The sequence below is a fragment of the Bradyrhizobium sp. P2_E8 genome (genome assembly GCF_056403875.1).
The window spans coordinates 1-4647 of sequence record NZ_JBFUES010000610.1 but is presented as its reverse complement, the minus strand read 5'-3'; the positions used below and the strand labels follow the sequence as shown (position 1 = coordinate 4647).

At 66.6% G+C, this 4647-nt stretch carries 6 protein-coding genes; 2 read left to right on the top strand and 4 right to left on the bottom strand.

Translation table 11 applies throughout. The features are described from left to right. Positions 1-144: 144 nt before the first annotated feature. Positions 145-1044, top strand: a complete 900-nt coding sequence (locus AC1D00_RS27830) for an EamA family transporter (RefSeq protein ID WP_477012856.1) — start codon at positions 145-147, stop codon at positions 1042-1044. 114 nt (positions 1045-1158) lie between these two features. Here AC1D00_RS27830 and AC1D00_RS27825 read toward each other — a convergent pair whose 3' ends face one another. The 4 genes from AC1D00_RS27825 to AC1D00_RS27810 are packed head-to-tail and all read right to left on the bottom strand — an operon-like array spanning position 1159 to position 3636. Next, the gene (locus AC1D00_RS27825; protein WP_477012855.1) at positions 1159-1644 is read right to left on the bottom strand and encodes a DUF1178 family protein; all 486 of its coding nucleotides are present in this window, start codon (positions 1642-1644) and stop codon (positions 1159-1161) included. After that, the gene (locus AC1D00_RS27820) at positions 1641-2519 is read right to left on the bottom strand and encodes a carbon-nitrogen hydrolase family protein (RefSeq protein ID WP_135174915.1); all 879 of its coding nucleotides are present in this window, start codon (positions 2517-2519) and stop codon (positions 1641-1643) included. Before AC1D00_RS27820 ends, AC1D00_RS27825 begins: the two co-directional genes overlap by 4 nt. Further along, positions 2516-2791, bottom strand: a complete 276-nt coding sequence (gene grxC, locus AC1D00_RS27815) for a glutaredoxin 3 (RefSeq protein WP_135175013.1) — start codon at positions 2789-2791, stop codon at positions 2516-2518. Before grxC ends, AC1D00_RS27820 begins: the two co-directional genes overlap by 4 nt. Before the next feature lie 47 nt (positions 2792-2838). Further along, a complete protein-coding gene (locus AC1D00_RS27810) occupies positions 2839-3636 on the bottom strand; it encodes a ComF family protein (RefSeq protein WP_477012854.1) in 798 nt (265 codons plus the stop codon). Between the two features lie 250 nt (positions 3637-3886). On the opposite strand from AC1D00_RS27810, the gene AC1D00_RS27805 reads away from it, so the two are divergent. Beyond that, positions 3887-4647, top strand: a 761-nt coding sequence (locus tag AC1D00_RS27805; RefSeq protein ID WP_477012857.1) for a methyltransferase domain-containing protein, incomplete at its 3' end; no start/stop codon positions are given.

Sequence of the window (4647 nt, the reverse complement as noted above, 5' to 3'; positions counted from 1 at the left end):
GTGCGCAATTGCGCACTAGGCCGGGACGACACTGAGTTTGTTGCGAGAGCATCGCACCCATGACATCCGCGTAATTGACCAGCCTCGACGCTGGCTGCAGGTTGGCTGCGGTCCTTCCCCGCTTTAACCCCCACCCGCTCCCCCATGCTCACCATCACCAGCCTCTGGATTCCCTTCACCGTCATTGCCGCGCTCGGGCAGGTCGCGCGCAATGCGATGCAGCGGTCGTTGACGAAGCCACTGGGGACGTGGGGCGCGACGAATATCCGCTTCCTGTTCGGCTTCCCGTTCTCGCTGCTGTTTCTTGGCGTGGTGCTGGTCGCGACCGGGGATCATCTCGACATGCCGCCGTCGGTGTTCTGGCCCTGGCTGCTGTTAGGGGCGCTCAGCCAGATCGTCGCGACCGGCCTGATGCTGCTGGCGATGAACGACCGCTCCTTCGTGGTGACGACGGCATACCTCAAGACCGAGGCGATCCAGACTGCGATCTTCGGCTTCGTCTTCCTCGGCGATCATCTCACCTTGCTGAAGGTACTGGCGATCGTGGTTGCGACCGTCGGCGTCGTCATCACGGCGCTGCGACCCGGCGGTGAGAAAAGCTTTGCTGAGCTGAAGCCGACCATTTTGGGGCTTGTGGCGGCCGCGGCGTTCGCGCTGTCCGCGGTCGGCTTCCGCGGCGCCATCATCACGGTGCCGAACGTGTCCTTCGTGACGGCGGCGTCCTTCACGCTGGTGCTTGGCCTGTTCGTGCAGACTCTGATTCTGACGATCTACCTGCTCTGGCGCGCGCCCAAGATCCTGCAGGCGATCCTTGGCCTGTGGAAGCCGTCACTGTTCGCCGGCTTCATGGGCGCCTTCTCCTCACAGTTCTGGTTCCTGGCGTTCGCGCTGACCGCGGCCGCGAATGTCCGCACGCTCGCCCTCATCGAGGTGCTGTTCGCACAAGGCGTGGCGTACTACTCGTTCAAGCAGCCGATCGCGCCACGCGAGATCTTTGGCATCGTGCTGATCGTGGTCGGCGTGGCGGTGCTGGTGGGGGTGTAGCCGTCATTCCGGGGTGCCCGAAGGGCGAACCCGGACTCTCGAGATCCCCCGATGCGCAATTGCGCATCTGAGGTCTGGTCCTGCGGACCATCCCGGGATGACGCGCTTCGCGCGTCAATTCCTATCTTCCGGCAGCGTCGGCAGCGGCGAGACCTCGATACCTTCGTCGATCAGCGACTTCGCCTCTTCCGGCGAGGCCTCGCCGTAGATCGGGCGGTGCTCCTTGTCGCCATAATGCATCGCGCGGGCTTCGTTGGGGAAGCGCTCGCCGACATTGTCGGCGTTCTTGACGATGTGGTCGCGCAGCTCCTTGAGCTTGGCGCGCAGCTCGCGCTCCTGTGCCATCATCAGGGAGGTCGGTCCCGATGGCGCAGCCTCGGGCGTGGCGGTTGCGGCGGCGGGCTCCGGCGGAGGCGTGGCGGGCCCGCGGCCTTTCTTGCCGACGATGCGCGGGGCCATGATCGCCTTCTCGACCTTGGCCGAGCCGCAGATCGGGCAGCTCACGAGCTTGCGCTTCACCTGCGAATCGTAGGCCGACGAGCTCTGGAACCAGCTTTCGAATGCGTGGTTGCGGTCGCAGTGAAGCGCGTAGCGGATCATGCCGATCCCCGTACCAGATGCAGATGATCCGGCCCGGCCTTGGGGTCGGCGACGCCGAAGCGACGGCCGTGCTGGAGCGACGGGATCGCGCGGCGGGCGGTCTCGACCTTGGCCGGATCGATCTTAGCCATGATGATGCCGGGCTCGACATCGCCTTCGGCGAGGATCTCGCCCCAGGGGTCGATGATCAGCGAGTGGCCATAGGTCTCGCGCTTGTTCTCGTGCAGGCCGGCCTGCGCGGCGGCGAAGATGAAGCAGCCGGTCTCGATCGCGCGCGAACGCAGCAGCACGTGCCAATGCGCCTCGCCGGTCTTGCGCGTGAAGGCCGAGGGCACGGTGATGAAGTACGCACCACTCTCGGCCAGCGCGCGGTAGAGCGCGGGGAAGCGCACGTCGTAGCAGATCGTCAGCCCGACCCGGCCCCAGGGCAGGTCGGAGATCACGGCGGTCTCGCCCGGCTGGTAATTGGCGGATTCGCGATAGCTCTCGCCGTCCGGCAGCTCGATGTCGAACATGTGGATCTTGTCGTAGCTCGCGAGCACATCGCCCTCGGGCCCGATCAGGAACGAGCGGTTGACCGCTTTTTCATCCGAGAAACGCAATGCCAGCGAGCCGACATGGATGTGGATCTTCAGCTCCGCCGCGAGCGCGCGATAAGCCCTCAGCGAGGTGTCGTTCTCTTCGCTCTGGAGGTGCTCGAACAGCGCCTTGCGGTTGAGCTGCATCATGTTGCTGACTTCGGGCGTCTGCACGTAGTCGGCGCCGTTGGCCGCAGCCTGCCGGATCAGCCTGGTGGCCTGCGCGAGGCTGGGCTCGGGCATCAGGCCGGTGCGCATCTGCACCATCGCGGCGGTGAAGGTCCTGTTGTCGCTCATGATTCAGCCTTCACGCTTTCGAGCATGCCGTCGAGCTTGCCCTCGCGGTCGAGTGCGTAGAGGTCGTCACAGCCGCCGACATGGCTGCCGCCGATCCAGATCTGCGGGAAGGTCGAGCCCTCGCCGGCGCGGTCGTACATCTCGTCGCGCCACGACGGGTTCTTGGCGACGTCGAACTCCGCGAAGGTCGCCTTCTTGCGGGTCAGCAGCGATTTGGCCGCGGAACAATAGCCGCAGCCCGGCCTGGTGTAGATCTCGACAGCAGCGGTCATGTCGTCTGGCGCTCTCATGTCATGAATTCATTGAATTATATGGGACTTTACCGGGTCTCCACAACCCGGGCAAAGACCAGCACGTCCACCTGGGCCGCTTTGGCGCGCAGCAAGGCACGGGCGCAGGCCTCCAGCGTCGCCCCAGACGTCAGGACGTCGTCGATCAGGACGATACGGCGGCCCTGCACCTCGGCCTGACGGTCGGGGGATACCTGGAATGCGCCCTGCACATTGGTGGCGCGCTGGGCCCGCGACAGGCCGATCTGCTGCTCGGTGGCGCGCACCCGGCGCAGCACCTCGCCGCGGACCTTGACGCCGCTCTGCCGCTCGATGCTTCGCGCCAGCGCTCCGGACTGGTTGTAGCGTCGCCGCCAGGCCCTTCGCCAATGCAAGGGCACGGGAATCAGCATGTCGGCCCCGGTGAGCAGCTCGCCGCCCGCACGCGCCATCCAGCGGCCCATGGCGGGCGCCAGATCGGTGCGGTCCTGGTATTTCAGCGCATGCACCAGCGTGCGCGCGACGTCGTCATAACGCACGGCTGCTCGCGCGCGCTGGTAGGCCGGCGGGCTCGCGATCGCCTCCATCGACAGCATGTCCGGGCCGGGGTCATAGACGAAGGGGATGCCAAGGCGCGGGCAATAGGGCCGTTCAATGAACGACAGTCGCGCCCAGCAGGCCGCGCAAACGCCCTCGCCATCGACCGGCTCACGGCAGGACACGCACAAGGTCGGCAGCGCAATGTCGAGCGTCAGCCGTGCCGCGCGCACCAGCGCGTGACGGCCGGCCGTCCATGCGGCACGCAGAGGGGCAGTGATGGAACGGGAAGGGGCGGCGTCGGCTTCCATGGGGGAAGGCTAGCGTTACGTCGGCGTGGGCTCAAGCCACGCTCTCGTGCCCCGGACGCAGCGCAACGCCACCCTGGCGATGCGAAGCATCGTCCAGTGGCGGTGCGCTGCAGAGCCGGGGCCCATCTCACCGCATCGCACGGTGTTGTCTTCTGGGTCCCGGCTCTGCGCAGCAGTGCTAAGAGCGCTGCAGCGCGTCCGGGACACGAGAGTGATTGCCAGAAGGAGCGGGATCGGCGTAACCAGCGGCATGGCTCAGAACCCGCAAACTCCGCCCGCTTTGTTCGATCGGGCCTTGCTGCACGCGCGGCAGCGCCGTGCGCAGGCACAAGGCGCCGTGAGCTTCCTGCTCGATCGCGTCGCGGAGGACATGTCCGACCGGCTCGCCGCGGTGATGCGGGAGTTTCACGCTCCGGCCGATCTCTGGACGCCCGGTGAGGGCCTCGCCGCCTTGCGCGCGCGGCTGCCGTCACTTCAGCGGATTGCACTTGGCGAAACCGGCGAGGAGAAGCTGCCCTTCACGCCCGACAGCCTCGATCTCGTCGTCTCGGCGCTTGCGCTGCAATTCGTCAACGATCTGCCGGGCGTGCTGGCGCAGGTCCGTCGTGCGCTGAAGCCGGATGGCTTGCTGCTGGCCGCGATGATCGGCGGCGACAGCCTGACCGAGCTGCGGCAGGCTTTTGCTGCCGCCGAAGCCGAATGCGAGGGCGGCGTGTCGCCGCGCGTGGTGCMGTTCGCCGATCTGCGCGACATCGGCGCGCTGTTGCAGCGCGCAGGCTTTGCACTGCCGGTCACCGACGTCGATCGTGTCGTGGTGCGCTATGCCAATGCCTTTGTGCTGATGCAGGATATCAGGCGCATGGGCGCGGCCAATGTGCTGATCGAACGCCGCCGCACGCCGAGCCGGCGCGCGACGCTGCTGCGGATGGCCGAGATCTATGCCGAGCGCTTCGCCGATGCCGACGGCCGCATCCGCGCGACGTTCGACATCATCTGGCTCTCAGGCTGGGC